Annotated in this window: 18 protein-coding genes; 10 read left to right on the forward strand and 8 right to left on the reverse strand. The window is 73.4% G+C overall.

The features are described from left to right. Positions 1 to 28: 28 nt before the first annotated feature. The 3 genes from ACRYRX_RS11840 to ACRYRX_RS11850 all read right to left on the reverse strand — a co-directional run bounded on the left by ACRYRX_RS11840 (position 29) and on the right by ACRYRX_RS11850 (position 3,037). Positions 29 to 865 carry a carbohydrate ABC transporter permease gene (locus ACRYRX_RS11840; RefSeq protein WP_432512129.1) on the reverse strand — a complete coding sequence of 279 codons (837 nt, stop codon included), beginning with the start codon at positions 863 to 865 and terminating at the stop codon, positions 29 to 31. A gap of 1 nt (position 866) precedes the next feature. Continuing rightward, positions 867 to 1,817 carry a carbohydrate ABC transporter permease gene (locus tag ACRYRX_RS11845; RefSeq protein ID WP_432512130.1) on the reverse strand — a complete coding sequence of 317 codons (951 nt, stop codon included), beginning with the start codon at positions 1,815 to 1,817 and terminating at the stop codon, positions 867 to 869. Between the two features lie 65 nt (positions 1,818 to 1,882). Beyond that, positions 1,883 to 3,037 carry an ABC transporter substrate-binding protein gene (locus ACRYRX_RS11850; RefSeq protein ID WP_432512131.1) on the reverse strand — a complete coding sequence of 385 codons (1,155 nt, stop codon included), beginning with the start codon at positions 3,035 to 3,037 and terminating at the stop codon, positions 1,883 to 1,885. A 358-nt stretch (positions 3,038 to 3,395) separates the two neighbouring features. Here ACRYRX_RS11850 and ACRYRX_RS11855 point away from each other — a divergent pair, with 358 nt between their 5' ends. After that, a complete protein-coding gene (locus tag ACRYRX_RS11855; RefSeq protein ID WP_432512132.1) occupies positions 3,396 to 4,331 on the forward strand; it encodes a LysR family transcriptional regulator in 936 nt (311 codons plus the stop codon). A gap of 22 nt (positions 4,332 to 4,353) precedes the next feature. On the opposite strand, the gene ACRYRX_RS11860 is transcribed toward ACRYRX_RS11855, so the two are convergent. The 3 genes from ACRYRX_RS11860 to ACRYRX_RS11870 all read right to left on the reverse strand — a co-directional run bounded on the left by ACRYRX_RS11860 (position 4,354) and on the right by ACRYRX_RS11870 (position 8,097). Continuing rightward, positions 4,354 to 5,850: a C-glycoside deglycosidase beta subunit domain-containing protein gene (locus tag ACRYRX_RS11860; protein ID WP_432512133.1), complete on the reverse strand. Its 1,497-nt coding sequence runs from the start codon at positions 5,848 to 5,850 to the stop codon at positions 4,354 to 4,356. Between the two features lie 34 nt (positions 5,851 to 5,884). Continuing rightward, on the reverse strand, positions 5,885 to 7,186 hold the full coding sequence (locus ACRYRX_RS11865) for a C-glycoside deglycosidase beta subunit domain-containing protein (RefSeq protein ID WP_432512134.1): 1,302 nt from the start codon (positions 7,184 to 7,186) through the stop codon (positions 5,885 to 5,887). A 134-nt stretch (positions 7,187 to 7,320) separates the two neighbouring features. Next, positions 7,321 to 8,097 carry an IclR family transcriptional regulator gene (locus tag ACRYRX_RS11870; protein WP_432512135.1) on the reverse strand — a complete coding sequence of 259 codons (777 nt, stop codon included), beginning with the start codon at positions 8,095 to 8,097 and terminating at the stop codon, positions 7,321 to 7,323. Between the two features lie 124 nt (positions 8,098 to 8,221). On the opposite strand from ACRYRX_RS11870, the gene ACRYRX_RS11875 reads away from it, so the two are divergent. Genes ACRYRX_RS11875 through ACRYRX_RS11885 form a run of 3 tightly spaced genes read left to right on the forward strand, consistent with a single transcriptional unit; the run spans position 8,222 to position 10,741 of the window. Next, positions 8,222 to 8,956 carry a CoA transferase subunit A gene (locus ACRYRX_RS11875; RefSeq protein ID WP_432512136.1) on the forward strand — a complete coding sequence of 245 codons (735 nt, stop codon included), beginning with the start codon at positions 8,222 to 8,224 and terminating at the stop codon, positions 8,954 to 8,956. Then, positions 8,940 to 9,584 (forward strand): CoA transferase subunit B, encoded by a 645-nt coding sequence (locus tag ACRYRX_RS11880; protein ID WP_432512137.1) that lies wholly within the window; start codon positions 8,940 to 8,942, stop codon positions 9,582 to 9,584. The genes ACRYRX_RS11875 and ACRYRX_RS11880 overlap by 17 nt, the downstream gene beginning before the upstream one ends. Beyond that, on the forward strand, positions 9,581 to 10,741 hold the full coding sequence (locus ACRYRX_RS11885) for an acetyl-CoA C-acyltransferase (RefSeq protein WP_432512138.1): 1,161 nt from the start codon (positions 9,581 to 9,583) through the stop codon (positions 10,739 to 10,741). The genes ACRYRX_RS11880 and ACRYRX_RS11885 overlap by 4 nt, the downstream gene beginning before the upstream one ends. Before the next feature lie 25 nt (positions 10,742 to 10,766). Here ACRYRX_RS11885 and ACRYRX_RS11890 read toward each other — a convergent pair whose 3' ends face one another. Beyond that, the gene (locus tag ACRYRX_RS11890) at positions 10,767 to 11,516 is read right to left on the reverse strand and encodes an IclR family transcriptional regulator (protein WP_432512139.1); all 750 of its coding nucleotides are present in this window, start codon (positions 11,514 to 11,516) and stop codon (positions 10,767 to 10,769) included. 70 nt (positions 11,517 to 11,586) lie between these two features. Between ACRYRX_RS11890 and ACRYRX_RS11895 the strand changes: the two genes are divergently transcribed. The 6 genes from ACRYRX_RS11895 (at position 11,587) to pcaC (ending at position 16,228) form a co-directional block, all read left to right on the forward strand. Beyond that, positions 11,587 to 12,774 (forward strand): 4-hydroxybenzoate 3-monooxygenase, encoded by a 1,188-nt coding sequence (locus tag ACRYRX_RS11895; protein ID WP_432512140.1) that lies wholly within the window; start codon positions 11,587 to 11,589, stop codon positions 12,772 to 12,774. 80 nt (positions 12,775 to 12,854) lie between these two features. Then, on the forward strand, positions 12,855 to 13,583 hold the full coding sequence (gene pcaH / locus ACRYRX_RS11900; RefSeq protein ID WP_432512164.1) for a protocatechuate 3,4-dioxygenase subunit beta: 729 nt from the start codon (positions 12,855 to 12,857) through the stop codon (positions 13,581 to 13,583). Continuing rightward, complete coding sequence (pcaG, locus tag ACRYRX_RS11905) at positions 13,580 to 14,152, forward strand: protocatechuate 3,4-dioxygenase subunit alpha (RefSeq protein ID WP_432512141.1); 573 nt, start codon at positions 13,580 to 13,582, stop codon at positions 14,150 to 14,152. Before pcaH ends, pcaG begins: the two co-directional genes overlap by 4 nt. Next, positions 14,149 to 15,126: a lyase family protein gene (locus ACRYRX_RS11910; RefSeq protein WP_432512142.1), complete on the forward strand. Its 978-nt coding sequence runs from the start codon at positions 14,149 to 14,151 to the stop codon at positions 15,124 to 15,126. The genes pcaG and ACRYRX_RS11910 overlap by 4 nt, the downstream gene beginning before the upstream one ends. Continuing rightward, entirely contained in the window at positions 15,123 to 15,845 is a 723-nt protein-coding gene (locus ACRYRX_RS11915; protein ID WP_432512143.1) for an alpha/beta fold hydrolase, read from the forward strand. The genes ACRYRX_RS11910 and ACRYRX_RS11915 overlap by 4 nt, the downstream gene beginning before the upstream one ends. Continuing rightward, positions 15,842 to 16,228, forward strand: a complete 387-nt coding sequence (gene pcaC / locus ACRYRX_RS11920; RefSeq protein ID WP_432512144.1) for a 4-carboxymuconolactone decarboxylase — start codon at positions 15,842 to 15,844, stop codon at positions 16,226 to 16,228. The genes ACRYRX_RS11915 and pcaC overlap by 4 nt, the downstream gene beginning before the upstream one ends. 39 nt (positions 16,229 to 16,267) lie before the next feature. On the opposite strand, the gene ACRYRX_RS11925 is transcribed toward pcaC, so the two are convergent. Then, positions 16,268 to 18,244 (reverse strand): glycoside hydrolase family 127 protein, encoded by a 1,977-nt coding sequence (locus tag ACRYRX_RS11925; RefSeq protein WP_432512145.1) that lies wholly within the window; start codon positions 18,242 to 18,244, stop codon positions 16,268 to 16,270.

Below are 18,244 nucleotides of genomic sequence, written 5' to 3' on the forward strand. Positions count from 1 at the left end.
TCGGTCGGTCGGGGAGGGGGTGTCCGGGTCAGCCCTTCAGGCCGCCGGCGAACCCCTGGATGAAGCGCTTCTGCGCGAAGAGGTAGAAGGCGAGGATCGGGATCATCGAGATGATGACGATCGCGAAGATCTGGTTCCACTGCGAGACCAGCGAGCCGATGTAGTAGTACATCGCCACCGGGAGGGTCTGGGCCGTGGAGCCACCCAGGAAGATGAGGGAGGTGAAGAAGTCGTTCCAGACGATGAGGCCGGCGAGGATGGAGACGGTCCCGGTGGCCGGGGCCATGAGCGGCAGCACGATGCGGAAGAAGATCTGCGACCGGCTGGCCCCGTCGATCGTGGCGGCCTCCTCGTAGTTCGTCCCCAGCCCCCGGAAGAACCCGGCGTAGATGAAGATGGCCAGCGGCATGAGCATCCCGCTGTAGAGGATCACCATGCCCCACGCCGACCCGGTCAGCCCGAGCGTGCGGGCCCCGATGTACAGCGGGACGGTGCCCAGCTGCGTCGGCAGGACGATGGCGATGAGGAACAGGTAGTACACCGCCCGGCTCCAGCGGCGCGCGGTCCGGGCGATGACGTACCCGGTGAGGGCGCCGAGCAGGACCATCACCACGATGCTGCCGGCGGTGATGGCGAGGCTGTTGGCCAGGCCCAGCAGGACGTTGCTCTGACCGGTCGCGGTGAGCACCCGCGAGAAGTTGCCGAGCGTGGGCTCGCTCGGGGGTGCCAGGGCCGGGGTCGTGAAGACCTCCTGGTCCGACTTCAGCGCGATCGACACGACCAGGTAGAACGGGGCCAGGTAGACCAGGGCGATCAGCCAGGTGCCCGCTTCGCGCAGGGCCGAGAACTTCGTGTACCGGAACATGTCAGTCCTCCTTGTTCCCCTGGGTCACGCGCTGCTGGACGACCGCGAAGACCAGGATGATGAGGGTGAGCACGAGCGCGAGGGCGGCGCCGTACCCGAAGTTGCCCAGCGAGAACGCCTGCTTGTAGACCTCGGTCGCCAGGGTGGCGGTCGCGTCGGCCGGTCCCCCGCCGGTGAGGGCCATGATCTGGTCGAAGATGCGCAGGCCGTTGACGAGGCCGAGGGTGGTGGCGATGGCGACCGCCGGGCGGATGGCCGGGAGCACGATGTTCCAGAAGCGCTGCCAGAGCCCGGCCCCGTCGATCGCGGCGGCCTCCTCGATCTCGACGGGCACCGCGGCCAGGCCGGCCATGTAGATGACCATCGAGAAGCCGATGTTCTGCCAGACCACGACCACGAGGATCGTCCAGATGGCGAACTGCGGGTCCGCCAGCCAGGGGCGGGTGAGGCTGTCGAGACCGACGGCGCGCAGCACGGCGTTGAGGGGACCGTCGAACTGGAAGATGTACTTCCAGATGTAGGAGGTCGCCAGCGGGCTCAGGACCACCGGCATGAAGAACAGGGTCCGCAGGACGTAGCGGCTCTTGAGCACCCGGTTCAGGTTCACCGCGATGGCCAGGCCGGCGGCGTTGGACAGGATCACCGATCCGAAGGCGAGCAGCAGGGTGTTGCCCAGCGCGTGCAGCTTCGAGGGGTCGCTGAGGATCGCCTCGAAGTTCTCCAGGCCGACCCACTGGAACGATCCGATGCCGGACCAGTCGGTGAACGCGAACACCCCGCCCGCGGTGGTCGCCGCGTAGTGGATGGCCACGACCAGGACGATGCCCGGCAGGGCCCACCACCAGTGCCCGTAGCCGAGGCTCGGGGTTCGCCGGCCGCCGGGGCGGCCTCGGTCGCGGCCCTCGCCGGGTCCGGTCAGGTCCGCGGTCTCCGGGTTCTCTGTCACTGACATCTCGTACCCTCGTTGTCTGTCGTGCCGACTGGCGCGGGAGGTGTTCTCCCGCGCGTCGGGGACGGTCACTCGTCCCATGCCGCGTCCATCGAGCGCAGCACGTCCTGCACCGTGGTCTGCCCGGTCAGCAGACCCTGGACCCCCGTCCCGAGGGCGTCGTACACGGCGGCGTCGGGCCAGCCGTTGTTGGGCAGCGGGGAGAAGCTGCCCGAGGCCAGCAGGTCCGCGACGGGCGCGTAGATGGTGCCGGACAGGTCGAGGTCGGCGTACCCGGTCACCGGCAGGGCGCCGGACGCCTCGGCGAAGGCCTTCGCCTGCTCCGGTTCGGCCACCCAGTCCAGGAACTCCTGGGCGGCCGCCTTCTGATCCGACGCCGCGTTGATCGACAGGGAGTAGTTGGAACTGGCCAGGACCCACGGTTCCTGGTCGGCCACGGGGAACGGCTCGATCACCAGGTCGGTGTCGGGGGCGGCCTTCTCGATCTCCAGCGCCGTCGCCGACGGCACGAAGGCGCCGAACGAGGTGTTCTGCCCCAGTCCGTTGGTGATGGCGTCGAAGCCACCGGCCTCCGCGCCGGGCTGGAAGCACCCGGCCTCGTCCATCTCCAGGACGGTCTCGAGCGTGTCGCTCCACCCCGGGCTGTCGGCGAAAGTCACCTCGCCGGCGCTGCGCCGGGTGTTCCAGTCCGGGTCCTGCGCGAAGACGCGGCTGGCGGAGATCGACATGGCCATCATGCCCGTGTTGGGCGGGGCGCTGCCGGCCAGGGCGAGCATCGAGGTGCCCTCGGCCCGCGCGGCCCGGCAGGCCGCGAGGTAGCCGGGCCAGTCCGCGGGGAACTCCGCCACCCCGGCGGCCCGGGCCCCGGCCCGGTTGAACACCGAGGCGACGACGGTCAGTTCCATCGGCTGCCCGTACACGGTGCCGTCGCGGCCGAACAGGTCTTCGCTGCCGGCGGGGACGACCCCGGAGGAGCGGTCGTCCAGGGGTTCGAGGAATCCGGCCTCGGCCAGGGTGACGACGCCGTTGCCCTGCCCGCTGCCCGGGGAGGTCTGGACGACGTCGGGGGCGTTGCCGGCCTGCAGCTGCGTGCGCAGGTTCTGGCTGTAGCTGTCGTTGGGCTGGGGGCTCAGCGTGATCGTGACGTCGGGGTGGGACTCCGTGTAGGCCTCGGCCAGCGTCGCGTAGGGGCTCTCCTGGTTGTTCGCGGCCTGGTAGGCCATGGAGAACTCGACGGAACCGTCACCGGAGCCGTCCGCGCTCCGGGCGTCGGAGCACCCGGTGGTGAGCAGGACGGCAGTGACGGGGAACGCGGTGAGCGCAGTCCACCCTCGCGCAGATCGACGCTGTCGTGCCATGTCCAGCCTCTCTGACGTCATCGTCGGCGCTCGTCGTCGAGCACCTGCTGTACCCGGTCATCATGGCCCGCATGTGCTGGATATGCACATAAGTCTTGCCGATGCACGACATAAGCCGTGGTCGCGTCCACCCGGTCGGGGCATCGGCGTCGTGGAGGCGCGCGGCGGTGCGTATCGTCGCCGTCGATACGCCGTCCACGCCGAGGAAGCCGAGGAACGACCGGTGGCCGACCACGCCCAGCTAGCCCGTCTGGACCTCAACCTGCTGGTCGCGCTCGACGCCCTGCTCACGGAGAAGAGCGTCACGCGGGCGGCCGAGCGCCTGATGCTGAGCCAGCCGGCCCTCAGCGCCTCGCTGGGCCGGCTGCGGAACTACTTCGGCGACCAGATCCTGGCCCGCCGCGGGAACACCTACGAGTTGACGCCCTTCGCCGTCCGCCTCAGCGAGCACACCTCGACGGCCCTGGAGGCGGCCCGCCGGGTGTTCGAGAGCCAGGCGAACTGGTCCCCGGACGACTCGACGCGCGAGTTCTCCGTCTACGGGTCCGACTACGGCTTCGTCACCGTCGGGCGGGTCGTGTCGCGACTCGCCGCCGAGCGCGCGCCGGGGGTCCGGCTGCGCTTCATGCTGCACAACCCGACCATCGTCGAGGACGCGGCGACGCGGCTCCGCTCGGTCGACGCCATGGTCATCCCGCACGGCCACCTGTCCGAACTGCCGTTCATCGACCTGTGGCGCGACGGCTGGGTCGCCATCGTCGCCGAGGAGCACGCCCCGCGGGACGGCGCGCTGACCATGGCCGACATCGAGCGGCGGCCGTGGGTGCTGACGTACCAGTCGGCGACGGCGTTCACGTCCGCGGCCCGGCAGGTCCAGCAGCTCGGGGTCGAACCGCGCGTGGAGGTCGTCGTCGAGAGCTTCCTGTCCCTGGCGCACTTCGTGGCGGGCACGACGCGGATCGGCCTGGTGCAGGAGTCGCTCGTCCCGGCGGTCTCCTCCGTGCCGGGGGTGAGCGTCGCGGCGCTGCCCTTCGACGCCACCCCGATCGTCAACGCCGTGTGGTGGCACCCGGTGCACGCGCGCGACCCCGAGCACGCCTGGCTGCGGGGCCTGTTCAAGGAGGCCGGGGCGATCGTCCGCGAGTCGGTGGAGCACTGACCCGCGGACGACCGCACCCCGCTCAGACCGGCAGGCCCTCCCGCACCGCGGCGCGGATCAGGTCGTGCTGACGACGGACGAGGAGCAGCGGGTCCACCTCGCCGAGCTCGGCGAAGGCGTGCCCCTCCCACTCGCTGGACCAGTAGCCGCGGTACCCGCCCTCGACGAACACGCGCACCAGTTCGGGGTAGTCGATGGCCGGTTCCTGCCCGGACTCGTCGATGTCGTAGAACTTGGCGTGGACGTGCAGGATCTGCGGCATGATGTCGGCCCACTCGCGGGGGTCGACGTGGCCGTGCATGTTGAAGGCCAGGTGCGCGAACGACCCCAGCCGGCCCGGGTCGAACCCCCTGGACCGCAGGTACCCGATGAACTCCTCCTGGCGCTGGCGCATCGGGGCGTCGGTCGCCCAGATCTCCTGCAGCCGCGTCACGGCCTCGTCGTCCAGCCCCGCCCGGCGCACGGCCCGCAGCAGCGTCGGCGACATCGCCCGCATGGTGGAGGAGAAGTCGGCCACGAACCCCAGCAGCGGCGAGTCGAGCTGGGCGTAGGTCTCCCGGACCCGCAGGATCGGGTCGGAGTTCGGGCCCATCGGGGCGTGGATCTCGTAGGCGAGCCTGAGGTCCAGCTCCTCGGCCACCGGCAGCAGGCGCCGCAGCAGGGCCGGCTTGGCGCTCTGGATGCGCACCAGGGGGAACCCGAGCTTCCGCGCCCCGCGCAGCATGAGCTCGCTGAACTCGTACTCCTCGTCGGGGGTCATGTCGCGGTCGCGGCGACGGCCCATGTCGAGGTTGGCCCCGAACGAGCTGGCCGCGAAGCCGTGCCGGTCGAACGCGGCGCGCCACGACGCGACGAACTCGTCCGAGACGACCGGGTAGGTCGGCAGCACCTGCGAGGCGACGATCTCGATGCCCGGGCCGATGCCGAGCTCGGCGACCCGGTCCAGCAGGCCGTCGAAGTCGTACCAGCCGGCACGGAACTCAGCGCTCGCCGAGTAGAGCGTCAGCCCGAGCTGGAACGGGTCCGCCTCCACCGCGGCCGGCGGCGGCGGGACGTCGGAGACCGTCACCGCGGCGGGCGCGTCCTCGTCGGTGACGGTCAGGACGAAGGCCTGCCGCACGTGGTTCGGCACGTACACCCCCGGCCCGCCGTCCTGGCCGGGCGCGATCTGCATGTACGGCAGCCGGAACTCCCCGGCGACCTCGACCTCGTGCTGCTCGCCCAGCGCCACGGGCGTGTCGCGGCGGACGACGAGCGAGGGGTGGTCCTGGAGGAACCACAGCGTCTCGCTCTGACCGGGCAGGTCGGCCGGGGCGTAGCGGACCCCGCCGAGTTCGAACGTCAGGTCGTCCTGCGGCACCTCGGTGCCGTCGACGGTGACCCGCAGCGACGTCACGCTCGACAGCCACAGGCTGCGGTACCAGGCCAGGGTCAGCCGGAGCGCGAGGCCGTCGGGGTGCGGGCGCAGGCTGTCGCGGGCGATCAGGCCGTTGGGCGCGGTGGTTTCCTGGAAGGTCACGGGAGTGCTCCGGTGGTCGGGTGGTCGGCGCGGGTCAGAGCCGGTCGGCGATCTGGCGCATCAGCGAGTGCTGCCGGCGCACCTGCTCGATCGAGCGCCACGGCGTCCGCTCCCCCTCGTACTCGCTGGACAGGTACCCGGTGTAGCCGGCGTCCTTGAGCGCGCGCAGGACCGGTTCCCAGGGGATCTGCTGGTCCACGAGGTGGTCGTCGATGTCGTGGAACTTGGCCTGGATGAAGACGACGTGCTCGATGATGCGGGCGACGTCGGCGGGGTCGACGCCGATGCCGTCGAGGAAGGCCGGTCGCGTCTCGCGCGTCTCGCCCTCCCGCAGCGGGATCGGGCGGTCCTGGAAGATGCCGGTGTCGAGCAGGATCCCGAAGTGCTTGGTCCCGGTGCGCTCGATCAGCTCCACGTACCCGTCGACGACCTCGTGCCGGATGGGCGTCGGGGAGTGGATCTCCGGGCAGATCACCACGTCGAGCTCGGCGGCCAGCGGCAGCGAGCGTTCGACGACCTCGGTCCAGATGGGGTGCGGGACGAGGTCGCCGGTGACGACCCCGATCTTGGGGCGCACGAACCGGAAGCCGAGGCGCTTGGCCAGCCGCAGGTCCCGCTGGAGCGCGGCGGCGCCCTCCTCGACGGTCATGTCGCGGCCGTCCGGGCCGCTGGAGTGCAGCCGGGTGTCGATCCAGGAGCCGTAGTTCGTCGGTTCGAGGCCGTAGCGCTCCAGCAGCGTGAACCACTCGTCCACCCAGGACTGCGGCGGGTCGGGGTAGTTCGGGACGTGCCCCTCCCCCAGGATCTCGACGCCGGTGGCCCCGAGGTCGGCGATCGAGCGCAGCGCGGACTCCAGGTCCAGGGCGGTGCCGTAGTCGTCCGTGAAGCTGTAGAGCGAGACGCCGTACCTGAACGGCGCGCCCACCGCCTCGGGTGAGAGGGTCACGTGCTTGGTGACGACGTACCGGCTGGGCTGGTGCTCGGCCGGGATGTAGGACATGCGCAGGCGCAGGTCGACGGTGAGTTCGTGGATCCCGTCGGGCAGGCCACCCGGGAGCGGCACGGTGATGACGGCGGCGTCCTCCAGCGGCCAGCGCAGGCCGTCGCCGGCCCACAGCTCCTCGAGGGTGTACGTGCCGCCCTGCAGCGTCCAGCGCGGCACGTCCGGCGCGACGTCGACGAGGCCGGGGATGCGCACCCCGATGCCGTCGATGAGGGAGGCCGCCATGCCGCGGTAGGAGGGCATCCGGACGCGGAACTGGAAACCGGTGATCTCACCACCCTCGCGGACGTTGCGGAATCCCACGGACTGGATGAGATCTCTCTCGAGAAGCATCGGCGCTCACTCCCTGGTGGTGGTCGGGACGTGTGAGCCGCGAGGCGGCTCCGTCCCGACCTCGAACGTAGCAGCTCAGGGTCGAAATCGGACATAAGTCTTGTCGATGTGCGCATTTGTGGTTCCGATCCCGCTCAGGCGTGCCGCCCGCGCCCGCCGGCCAGCAGCGACAGCTCGTGAGCGTGCGCGAGCAGCTCCCGCCCCAGCTCGGCCTGTCGCGGCCCCGCCAGCCGCGGCTCGATGCCGGTGACGCTCAGCGCCCAGGTCGCCCGCCCCGACGCCTCCAGGACGGGCGCCCCGATCCCCCAGCTGCCCTCCACGAGCAGGCCGGGGTTCACCGCGAAACCCCGGCGGACCGTCTGGCGCAGGCGGCGGCGGACGTCCTCCTCGGCGTGCCCGGGGAACCTCGTCGCCAGGTCGGGGTGGCGGCGGAAGTAGTCGCCGACCTCCCCCTCGGGGGCGAACGCGAGGAACACCAGACCGGCCGACGCCACCCCCAGCGGCAGCCGGATCCCCTCGTGCAGCACGTGCGAGCGCACCGGGAAACTGCCCTCCTCTGCGAGCAGGCACACCGACTCGTCCCCGCGGCGCACCGACAGGAAGACGCTCTCGCCGGTCCGGGCCGCCAGCGACCGGACCACCGGCCGGGCCGTGGCCACCACGTCGAAGCGCGCCGAGGCGGCGGTGCCGAAGATGAACAGCTCGGGGCCGGTGATCCAGTTCCCCGCCGCGTCCTGGTCCAGCAGCCCCTCGCGCCGCAACGCGCTCAGCAGCCGGTGGGCGGTGCTGCGCGTCAGGCCGGAGGCCTCGACGACCGAGGCGGTGGGGACGCCCGCCGGGGCCGCGGCCACGATGCGCAGCAGCGCCGCGACGCGGCTGACGACCTGGGTGCCGGACGGGGTCTCCACCATGTGGGCAGTATCGCCGCTCCCGCCCACATGGTGGGACGACGAGCGCGGTCCCGGGCCACGGCCCTTCCGCCCGGGCGGACACGGGCGCAGGCTGCGGTGAGCACGAGCGACCCAGGAGGAGCCCATGACCACGACCCCCCACCCGGCGGCGGACGCGCTCGGGACGCGGCTGCGCGACGGGATGACCCTGGCCGTCGGCGGCTTCGGCCTGTGCGGCGTCCCCTACGACCTCGTCGAAGTCGTCCGCGACAGCGGGGTGCGCGGGCTGACGGTCGTCTCGAACAACCTCGGCATCGACGGCCGCGGCCTCGGCCTGCTGCTGGAGAACGGGCAGATCGACCGCGTGCTCGCCTCCTACGTCGGGGAGAACAAGCTCTTCGCCCGCCGGTACCTCGACGGCGAGCTCGAGGTCGAGTTCGTCCCGCAGGGCACCCTCGCCGAACGGCTGCGGGCCGGGGGCGCCGGCATCCCGGCCTTCTACACCGCCACCGGTGTGGGCACCGTGGTCGCCGAGGGCAAACCCACCGCCGAGTTCGACGGCCGGCGGTACGTCCTGGAACGGGCGATCCGCGCCGACGTCGGCCTCGTCCACGCCCACGCGGCCGACCCGGCCGGCAACCTGCGGTACCGGCGCACCGCGCAGAACTTCAACCCCCTGGTGGCGGCGGCGTCCGCGTTCACGGTCGTCGAGGCCGAGACGGTGCGGACCGAGCCCTTCGACCCCGACGACGTCGTGACGCCCGGCATCTTCGTCGACCTCGTCGTCCCCACCGCCCGGCGCAGCGAGTTCGAGCAGCGCAACACCCGACCCCGACCTGACCTGCGACACGAGAGCGAAGCCCATGCCCTGGACGCGTGAGGAGATGGCCGCCGTGGCGGCCCTGGAACTGCACGACGGCGACCACGTCAACCTCGGGATCGGCATCCCGACCCTCGTCGCCAACCACCTCCCACCCGGGGTGCACGTCACGCTGCACAGCGAGAACGGCCTGCTCGGGACCGGCCCCTTCCCCTACGAGGGCGAGGAGGACGCCGACCTCATCAACGCGGGCAAGCAGACCGTGACGGCGCTGCCGGGGGCCTCGGTGTTCGACTCCGCGACGTCCTTCGCGATGATCCGCGGCGGTCACATCGCCGTCGCCGTCCTCGGGGCCCTGCAGGTCTCCGTGCACGGCGACCTCGCCAACTGGCAGGTGCCCGGGAAGATGGTCAAGGGCATGGGCGGGGCCATGGACCTCGTCGCCGGCACCCGCCGCGTCGTCGTCGTCATGGACCACACGGCCAAGGACGGGTCGGCCAAGATCGTGCCGGAGTGCACGCTGCCGCTGACCGGCGCCGGCGTCGTCGACCGCGTCATCACCGACCGCGCCGTCTTCGACTGCGGCCCGGACGGCCTCACGCTGGTCCGCACCGCCCCCGGGGTCGGCGTGGCGGACCTGCGCGCGGTCACCGCGCCGTTCGCGGTCGGTGCGGGAGCGGCGGCGTGAGCGTCCTGCTCGGGTACGCCCGCACGCCCTTCACCCGGTTCAACGGCGCGTTCGCCACCGTCCCGGCGACCGCGCTGGGCGGGTACGCGATCGCCGCGGCGTTGCAGCGCAGCGGGATCGGCCCCGGAGACGTCGACGCGGTGATCGCCGGCCAGGTGCTGCAGGCCGGGGCGGGGCAGAACCCGGCCCGGCAGAGCGCCGTCGCGGCCGGCGTCGGGCTGGACGTGCCCGCCACCACCGTCAACTCGGTGTGCCTGTCCGGGACCGAGGCCGTGATCTCAGCCCACCGGCTCATCAGCAGCGGGGAGGCGTCGGTCGTCGTCGCGGTCGGCCAGGAGTCCATGTCCCTGGCCCCGCACGTCTGGGTCGGGGCCCGCGCCGGGCGCGCCTACGGCGCCGCGACCCTCCTCGACACGGTGGAGAGCGACGGGCTGACCGACGCCTTCGACCGGACGGCGATGGGGCTGGGCACCGACCTGGGCAACGAACGGCTCGGCATCGACCGCGCGGAGCAGGACGCCTGGGCCGAGCGCTCCCACCGGCTGGCCGCGGCGGCCGCCGACCTGCTGGCGCAGGAGATCGTGCCGGTCGAGGTCCCCGGCCGCCGCGGCCCCACGACGGTCTCCCACGACGACGGCGTCCGGCCCGACACCACCGCGCAGCGGCTGGCGGCGCTGCGCCCGGCGTTCCGCGCCGACGGCAGCGTCACCGCCGGCAACGCCTCGCAGATCACCGACGGCGCCGCCGCGGTCGTGCTGGTCAGCGAGGAGTTCCGCCGCGAGCGCGGCCTGCCCGGTCTGGCCGACGTCGTCGGGCACGCCGTCGTCGCCGGGCCCGACACCCTCCTGCACTCCCAGCCGGCCCGGGCCGTGGCCCGCGCGCTGGACCGCGCCGGCTTCACCGTGGCCGACCTCGCGGCGCTGGAGGTCAACGAGGCGTTCGCCTCCGTCGTCGTGCAGTCGCTGCGCGACCTCGGCGCCGACCCCGGCACGGTGAACCGGCACGGCGGCGCGATCGCCCTGGGCCACCCGATCGGCGCCTCCGGGACCCGCATCACCGGGCACCTGGCCCGCACGCTGGGACCCGGCGAGACCGGCGCCGCGGCGATCTGCGGCGGCGGCGGCCAGGGCGCCGCGGTGCTGCTGCGCGGGCGCTGACGGCACCCCGCCCCCGCGGCGGGGTTCACCCGCGCAGTTCGCGCGAGAGCCCCGCCGCGGCGACCGACAGCGCGGCCACCAGGCGCGGCCGGTCCCGGCGCAGCGAGGCCACCACGAGGCCGAGGGCCGCGACGACCTGGCCGTCCGCGCCGCGCACCGGCACCGCGACCGAGGCGTTGGCCAGGTCCATCTCCCCGTGCGTGCTCGCGAACCCGTCCCGGCGGACCTGGGCCAGCTGGCGGGCCAGGACCGCCGGGGACGTGATGCTGTAGGCGGTGACCCGGGTCAGGCCGGCCAGGACCCGCTGCTGCACCTCGGCCGGGGCGTGGGCCAGCAGCACCTTCCCGACGCCCGTGGTGTGCAGCGGCAACCGCCCGCCGACGCGGCTGACGACGGGGACGGCGTCCACCCCCGCGAGCCGGTCCAGGTACAGCACCCGGTCGCCGTCGCGCTCGGCCAGGTGGACCGTGGCCCGGGTCGCGGCCTGCAGGTCCTGCAGGAACGGTGCGGCCACGTCGCGCAGGTCCGTCTGCACCGGCGCCAGCAGACCCAGGTCCCAGACCCGCCGGCCCACCACGTACTCCCCGCCGTCGCGGCGCTCCAGGAAACCCGCCGCGACCAGGCGCCGCACGATGCGCAGCGCCGTCGGCGCCGGCAGGCCGCACCGCTGCGCCAGGTCCGCCAGCCGCAACCGCCGGTGGTCGGGGCCGAAGGCCAGGAGCACCTGCACCGTGCGGTCGACCAGCGACGCCCCGGGGGCCGAACCACCTGCCACCCGGCCAGCGTATTCCACTCAGTGGAAGGACGCGCTTCCCGCCCCGGGAACCCCGCCGTAGGTTCGGCCCATGACGAGGACGTCGACACAGGTCGTCGTGGTCGGTGGTGGCCCAGCCGGGCTGATGGCCTCCCACCTGCTGCACCGCGCCGGCATCGAGACCGTGGTCCTGGACCACCGCGAGGTGCAGCAGATCCAGACCACCCACCGCGCCGGGATCCTCGAGCGCGACAGCGTGCGGCTGCTCACCGAGACCGGCGTCTACGAACCCGGCGCCGAACGGGTCCTGACCCACGGCGACCGCCACGGCGGCATCGACCTGCGGTTCGCGGGCCGGTCGCACCGCGTGGACTTCGAACGCCTCGTCGGGGCGTCGGTGTGGCTGTACCCGCAGACCGAGGTGTTCTCCGACCTGCACCGCGCCCGCACCCGCGACGGCGGCGACCTGCGGTACGGCGTCCGCGACGTCCACGTCCACGACGTGCTGACCACCCCCCGGGTGACGTTCACCGGCGCCGACGGCGCCCCGCACGAGGTGACCGCCGAACTCGTCGTCGGCGCCGACGGTTCCCGCAGCGTCTGCCGCGACCTCGTCGAACCCCGCACCCGCTCCTCCCGCCAGTACCCGTTCGCCTGGTTCGGCATCCTCTGCGAAGCCCCCAAGAGCGCCCCCGAACTCGTCTACACGCGGTCCGACCGCGGTTTCGCGCTCATCAGCCAGCGCACGGACTCGCTGCAGCGCATGTACTTCCAGTGCGACCCCACCGAGGACCCGAGCACCTGGTCCGACGCCCGCATCTGGGACGAGCTGCAGGCGCGGACGGCCGGCGAGGACGGTTTCTCCCTCGTGGAAGGACCCGTCGTCGACCGGTCCGTCCTGCCCTTCCGCAGCTTCGTGCAGACCCCGATGCGCCACGGGAACCTGCTGCTGGCCGGTGACGCCGCGCACACCGTGCCCCCCACCGGCGCCAAGGGGCTGAACCTGGCGCTCGCCGACGTCCGCGTCCTGGCCGAGGTCGTCGAACGCGCCCTGGGGAAGGGGGACCCGGACCTGCTCGACGAGTACACCGACCGGGCGCTGGCGCGGGTGTGGAAGGCCCAGCACTTCTCCTACTGGATGACGACGATGCTGCACCGCTCCGCCGCCGACAGCGACTTCGACGAGGCGCGCCAGCTCGGCGAGCTGGACACCCTGGTCTCCTCCGAGGCCGGTTCCACCTACCTGGCCGAGGGGTACACGGGATGGCCCGCACGATGAACGAGACGCTGCACGAGACCTCGGACCCGACGCGGCACCCCGTCACCGGGCTGGAACTGCAGGAGGTCCTGTCCGCCGAGATGTCGGACCTGCGCGACAAGTGGGCCGCCGGCGGCCGACCCGAGGACCAGCCGCGGCGCGACTACCCGCCCTACCGTTCCACCCTGCTGCGCCACCCCACGAAGGAACCGCAGCAGGTCGACCCCGAGGGCGTGGAACTGTGGGCGCCCTGCTTCGGGCACCGCGACGTCGACCCCCTCGAAGCGGACCTCACGATCCAGCGCGGCGGCGAGCCGCTGGGCGAGCGGATGGTCGTCGCCGGCCGGGTCCTCGACGGCGAGGGCCGCCCGGTGCGCCACCAGCTCGTCGAGATCTGGCAGGCCAACGCCGGTGGCCGGTACGTCCACCAGCGCGACCAGCACCCCGCTCCCCTGGACCCGAACTTCACCGGGATGGGGCGCTGCCTCACCGACGCCGACGGGAACTACCGCTTCACGACCGTCAAACCCGGCCCGTACCCGTGGAAGAACCACCACAACGCCTGGCGCCCGGCGCACATCCACTTCTCGCTGTTCGGCACCGAGTTCACCCAGCGGCTGGTCACCCAGATGTACTTCCCGGGGGACCCGCTGTTCGCGCTGGACCCCATCTACCAGTCGATCGTCGACGAGGACGCCCGCGCGCGCCTGGTCGCGACCTACGACCACGACCTCACGACCCACGAGTGGGCGACCGGGTACCGCTGGGACATCGTCCTGACCGGGACGCACCGCACCCCGACCGAGGCCGACACCGAGGGGGACGCGTGAACACCGGGACGAGCACCGGACCGCACCTGCCGCCCACCCCGGGCCAGACCGTCGGCCCGTTCTTCCACTACGCCCTGCCGTACGGCGGCGACGCCGAGCTGGTCCCGCCGCAGGCGCCGGGCGCGGTGCGCCTGCACGGGACGGTCTTCGACGGTGCAGGTGTCCCGGTGCGGGACGCGCTGCTGGAGGTGTGGCAGGCCGACCCCGAGGGCCGGGTGGTGCGCCGGCCGGGGTCGCTGCGCCGGGACGGCTGGACGTTCACGGGGTTCGGGCGCTGCGCGACCGACGGCGCCGGGGGCTACGCGTTCACCACGCTGCGGCCGGGGCCGGTCGACGGCGGGCTGCCGTTCTTCGCCCTCACGGTGTTCGCGCGGGGGCTGACCCACCGGCTCACGACCCGCGCGTACCTGCCGCCGGCCGGCGGCGCGACCGACGCGCTGCTGACGGCGGCCGGGCCGCGGGCCCGGACCCTGGTGTGCGTGCCCGAGGAGGGTCTCCGGTTCGACGTGCACCTGCAGGGGCCGGACGAGACGGTGTTCCTCGTGACCCCCGGCGAAGGTGCCCCGTGACGTTGTTCCGGCCCGGTGACGCCCGCGCCGGGGACGTGTTCACCGACCGCGCGTTCGTCGCGGCGATGGTCGCCGTGGAGTCGGCGTGGGTGGGGGTGGACCTGGAGGTCCCCGACCGGGTGGGCATCGCCGGCCTGGACCCCGAACCCGGCGGGAACCCCGTCATCCCCCTGGTGGGTCTCCTGCGGGCGCGGTACCCCGACCTCGACGTCCACACGGGCCTGACCAGCCAGGACGTCGTCGACACCGCCCTGGTGCTGATGCTGCGCGACGCGGTCGGCGCCGTGCGCACCCACCTGGGGGCGGCCCTGGACGCCCTGGAGGCGCGGCGCGCCGAGCACGGCGGTCTCGAGGCCGTGGGCCGCACCCTGACGCAGTGGGCGCTGCCCGTGCCGCTGGACCACCGGTTCTCGGCGTGGCGCAGCGGCCTGGTCGACGCCGAGCGCGACCTGGCCGCCCTGACGTTCCCGGTGCAGGCCGGCGGCCCGGTCGGCACCGGCCGGTTCGGCGCCCGGCTGGCCGGGCGCCTGGGGCTGGTGGACGTCCCGGCGTGGCACACGAACCGGCGGCCGCTGACCCGGGCCGCGGACGCGCTGGTGTCGGTCACCGACGCCTGCGGGCACGTCGCGCGGGACGTCGCGACGCTGAGCCGGCCGGAGGTCGGTGAACTCTCCGAGGGGACCGGGGGCGGGTCGTCGTCGATGCCGCACAAGGCGAACCCGGTGCTGTCGGTGCTGGTGCGCTCCAGCGCGCTGGTCGCCCCGCAGCTGGCGGCGACGCTGCACCTGGCCGCGGCCGACCAGGTCGACGAACGCGCCGACGGCGCCTGGCACGCCGAGTGGGACACGTTGCGGTTGCTGGCGCGGCGGACCGTGACGGCCGCCGCGCAGACCGCGGACCTGCTGGCGGGGCTGCGGGTGCACCCCGACCGGGTCGCGGCGAACCTCGCCGCGGCGCGGGAGGCGGCCTCGTGACCACCCTCGTGCTCGGCCCCTCGCTGGGGACCACCGCCGCCACCTGCTGGGGTCCGGTCGTGGACCGCCTCGGCGGGGAGTTCGACGTCGTCGCGTGGGAACTGCCCGGCCACGGCGGCGACCGGAACCCCGTCTCCGACCCCCTCGACATCGCCGACCTCGCCGACCGGGTGCTCACCGCGGTCGACGGGCCGTTCCTGTACGCCGGGGACTCCGTCGGCGGCCAGGTCGGCCTCGAACTGCTGCTGCGGGCACCCGACCGGGTGCTGGGCGCGGTGCTGTGCTGCACCGGCGCCCGCATCGGCACCCCGCGGTCGTGGGCCGAACGCGCCGAGCAGGTCCGCGCCAGCGGCACCGCCTCCCTCGTGGTGCCCACCGCCGGGCGGTGGTTCGCCCCCGGGTTCCTCGAACGCCACCCCGACGTCGGCTCGGCGTTGCTGCACGCGCTGCGGGACACCTCCACCGAGGGGTACGTCGCCGTGTGCGGGGCCCTGGCCCGGTACGACGCGCGCGAGCGCCTGGGCGAGATCACCGCGCCGGTGGTCGCCGTCGCCGGCGCCCACGACGCGGTGTGCCCGCCGGGGGCGTTGCGCCGCATCGCCGAGGGCGTGCAGGACGGCCGGCTCATCGTCCTCGACGACGTCGCCCACCAGGCCCCGGCCGAGGCGCCCGACGAGGTGGCCCGGATCGTCCGTGAACTCGCGAAGGGGATCTCATGAGCAGGTACGACGACGGGATGGCCGTCCGCCGGGAGGTCCTGGGCGACGCGCACGTCGACCGCGCCGTGGCCGGCACCACGGACTTCACCCGCGACTTCCAGCGGTACATCACCGAGAACGCCTGGGGTGCGGTGTGGACGCGCCCGGGACTGGACCGCCGGACCCGCTCGCTCATCACGCTGACCGCGCTGACCGCGCGCGGGCACCACGAGGAACTGGCGATGCACGTGCGGGCGGCGCTGCGCAACGGCGTCACCGAGGAGGAGATCTCCGAGACGCTGCTGCAGGCGGCCGTCTACTGCGGGGTCCCCGACGCCAACACCGCGTTCCGCATCGCCGGGCAGGTCCTGGCCGACGTGCGGGCGGAGGCCGGCGGCGCCTGAGTCGTCCGGCCGGCCCGAGCCCGGGCCGGCCGGTGTCGTTCAGGACTCGCGGATCCAGACCCGCATCGTCGACCGGCCCCGGTTGGCCCAGGAGAAGTACGGCACCGCGCGCAACCGCACGGGCACCACCTCCGCGGGGGTCCGGCGGTACAGGTCCCCCTCCCGTCCCCCCTCTTCGCCGAGGTCGCCGAACCCGTCGGCACGCACGGCTGGCAGCCCCGACAGCGGGTCGGGTTCGAGGGTGAGCCCGGCCTCGCGGGGCAGGACGACGCTGTGCGCCGGGACCGGGTGGTCGACCCCTTCGATGCAGTGCACGATCGGGCCGCGCTGGAGCGCGACGCGGCCGGCGGCGGCGGCGACCCGGGTGTCGGCCCACACGCGGTGCGGTTCCACGTCCAGGCCCAGCTCGACGACGGTGCCCGCGCGCCAGGTGCGGGTCAGCCGTGCGTACCCCCGGTCGGTCACCGCGTCGAGGTCGACGGGTGCACCGTCCACGAGCAGACGGGTCCGCGCGGACCAGGCCGGGACCCGCAGGGACAACGTCCACGGCGTCGCCGCGCCGGCGGGGCCGGGGTCGGGTTCGACGGTCAGCCGGACGTCGCCCCCCGCGGGGTAGGTGGTCTCGACGCGGACGGTCGCCCCGCCACCGGCCGACGTCCGGACCCGGCCGCCGACGTAGAGGTGCACCGCCAGCTCGTCGGGTCCCTGGGCGTAGGCGTAGTGCTGCAGGGACGTGAGCAACCGGGCCAGGTTCGGCGGGCAGCAGGCGACGCCGAACCACTCGTGGCGGTGCACCGACCCGTCGCTGGCCAGCGGGTTCCCGTAGAAGTAGTGGGTCCCGTCGGTGGAGGACCCCGACAGGACCCCGTTGTAGAGGGCCCGTTCCATCACGTCGGCGTACTCGCCGTCACGGGTCAGGTTGGTCATCCGCTGGGCCCACATCACCAGGCCGATGGCCGCGCACGTCTCGGCGTACCCGTGCTCGTCGGGCAGGTCGAAGGGAGCGCTGAAACCCTCGATCGAGGGGTCGGCGCCGACGCCACCGGTGACGTACGTCTTCGTGCGGGTCGTGGAGTCCCACAGCCGCCGCGCCGCGGCGAGGAGCTCGGCGTCCCCGTCCTCGGCCGCCAGGTCGGTCACGGCGCTGAGCAGGTACATCGCGCGGACGGAGTGACCGACGACCTCCTGCTGCTCGCGGACCGGGAGGTGGGACTGGTTGTACTCGCGGAAGCGCTCGGCCTGCTGGACGCGGTGCGGGAAGACCTCGCCGAAGTACCCGGCCGTCCCCCGGCGCGCCTCCTCCGCCTCGTAGTAGAAGGGCCGGGTGCCGCGGGCGTCGACCATGCGGCGGCACAGGTCCAGGTAGCGCGGTTCGCCGGTGGCCCGGGCGAGCTTCACCAGCGCCAGCTCGATCTCCTGGTGGCCGTCGTAACCGCCCTCGCACGGCCCACCGGGGGCGAACGTCCGGTCGACCAGGTCGGCGTAGCGGGTGACGACGTCGAGCAGGCTCGTGCGGCCCGTGGCGTCGTGGTGGGCGACGGCCGCCTCGATGAGGTGCCCGAGGCAGTACAGCTCGTGCGCGTCGCGCAGGTCGGTGAACCGGTCCCCCGGCCGCACGACGGTGAAGTAGGTGTTGAGGTAGCCGTCGTCCTGCTGCGCCCCGGCCAGCAGGGCGATCGCCTCCTCGACGGACGCCTCGAGGTCGGGGTCGGGGTGGACCGCGAGGGAGCAGCTGGCCGCTTCGATCCACTTCGCGACGTCGCTCTCCCAGAAGATGTGCGGCTCGTCGGGGTCACCGGGCCGCCACGTCAGGCGCAGGGCGTCGAACTGCTTGCCCGGCTGGCGCATCTGCGCTTCCTGCTGCGGCAGCGTGCGGGTGCGCACCACCTCGCGGCGGGGGGCCCAGAACGCGTCGTCGACGACGACGTCGCGCAGCCCCAGCGGGCTCAGCCGGGCGCCGGGCAGGTCCGCGGCGGAGCCGGGAGTCGGGGTGCGGGGGTCGGACAGGGTGGTCAC

This window comes from Kineococcus lubricus (assembly GCF_050871965.1).
Classification (GTDB): Bacteria; Actinomycetota; Actinomycetes; order Actinomycetales; family Kineococcaceae; genus Kineococcus.

What these genes read in the sequence shown, in the direction of transcription:
- ACRYRX_RS11840 (WP_432512129.1), bottom strand. Translation starts at nt 865, where the DNA reads ATGTTCCGGTACACGAAGTTCTCGGCCCTGCGCGAAGCGGGCACCTGG.
- ACRYRX_RS11845 (WP_432512130.1), bottom strand. Translation starts at nt 1,817, where the DNA reads ATGTCAGTGACAGAGAACCCGGAGACCGCGGACCTGACCGGACCCGGC.
- ACRYRX_RS11850 (WP_432512131.1), bottom strand. Translation starts at nt 3,037, where the DNA reads ATGGCCTACCAGGCCGCGAACAACCAGGAGAGCCCCTACGCGACGCTG.
- ACRYRX_RS11865 (WP_432512134.1), bottom strand. Translation starts at nt 7,186, where the DNA reads ATGCTTCTCGAGAGAGATCTCATCCAGTCCGTGGGATTCCGCAACGTC.
- ACRYRX_RS11870 (WP_432512135.1), bottom strand. Translation starts at nt 8,097, where the DNA reads ATGGTGGAGACCCCGTCCGGCACCCAGGTCGTCAGCCGCGTCGCGGCG.
- ACRYRX_RS11875 (WP_432512136.1), top strand. Translation starts at nt 8,222, where the DNA reads ATGACCACGACCCCCCACCCGGCGGCGGACGCGCTCGGGACGCGGCTG.
- ACRYRX_RS11880 (WP_432512137.1), top strand. Translation starts at nt 8,940, where the DNA reads ATGCCCTGGACGCGTGAGGAGATGGCCGCCGTGGCGGCCCTGGAACTG.
- ACRYRX_RS11895 (WP_432512140.1), top strand. Translation starts at nt 11,587, where the DNA reads ATGACGAGGACGTCGACACAGGTCGTCGTGGTCGGTGGTGGCCCAGCC.
- pcaH (WP_432512164.1), top strand. Translation starts at nt 12,855, where the DNA reads ATGTCGGACCTGCGCGACAAGTGGGCCGCCGGCGGCCGACCCGAGGAC.
- pcaC (WP_432512144.1), top strand. Translation starts at nt 15,842, where the DNA reads ATGAGCAGGTACGACGACGGGATGGCCGTCCGCCGGGAGGTCCTGGGC.